The 832-nt window shown below is 29.6% G+C and carries 2 protein-coding genes; both read right to left on the reverse strand.

Annotation, left to right across the window (positions count from 1 at the left end; all coding sequences use genetic code 11):
- Positions 1 to 149 precede the first annotated feature (149 nt).
- Positions 150 to 413 (reverse strand): hypothetical protein, encoded by a 264-nt coding sequence (locus LQU93_RS09875; RefSeq protein WP_229933717.1) that lies wholly within the window; start codon positions 411 to 413, stop codon positions 150 to 152.
- The coding region (locus LQU93_RS09880; protein ID WP_229933718.1) for a hypothetical protein at positions 414 to 832 on the reverse strand (419 nt) is incomplete at its 5' end. It lies immediately after the preceding gene.

Here is an 832-nt window from a genome sequence, read left to right on the forward strand (position 1 = left end):
TATGCTTTTTTTATTGTTAGTTTTTTTTTCATGTTTATTTCCAGTTTGGTCTTATTTGAGATGATAAACCAGTTTCGGAGTTAAATTTTTTAGGTATTTTATTGACACCTCAATATTAATCGTCATATTTAAAATCCTATACATTTTTACTACTCTAATTTGATCCAATCCTCTCTCTTTATTCCAAATTCAAATTCTGCTTGCACAAAAACATCATCTAATGTCTCATGGTATGTATCTGTTTGTTCATTTCCAATTTCATCTAAATAAAATAGATAAAATCCTTCATCATTATCATATTGAATAATGCTTAATGCATACGGTTTTGGTAAAATATCATTGCCACAAAAATGTAAGGTTTTATTTGGTGTGGAGATATTGTTTTTTAAATAAATTTTATATAATTCTTTCATCTATTTGACATCCTGAATAATTTCAACTGATGTATTTTCTATAATCCTTCCGCCTTTTTCTATTGGCTTATCATACGACTCAAAATGAGCATGGTGGATTTTTGAGTTTGTTTCATGTTTTCCATAACGAACTTGTCTCATACCATCTTTGGATATATATCTACCATTTGGCAATGAAACATAACCATCTCCTAGCCATTGTTCTGCGGAAATTAAAAAATTACTTTCAGATATTTTGCCTCCAATATATTCTGGGGCTCGTCTTGTTGGTATATTGTCTTTAATATTAATAGCATCTATGTTGTTATCACTCTTTACAAATTCCCCATCCACCTTATCTAACTTTTTGGCACTCTTTATAATACCATAAGCTCCACCAAGCATTATTTCAACGCTAAAATCAGCTGATAAGTCAGATA

It is taken from the genome of Campylobacter majalis, assembly GCF_905120465.1.
Classification (GTDB): domain Bacteria; phylum Campylobacterota; class Campylobacteria; order Campylobacterales; family Campylobacteraceae; genus Campylobacter_A; species Campylobacter_A majalis.

Coding starts and splice junctions, on each gene's coding strand:
- LQU93_RS09875 (WP_229933717.1), bottom strand. CDS start 413: ATGAAAGAATTATATAAAATTTATTTAAAAAACAATATCTCCACACCA.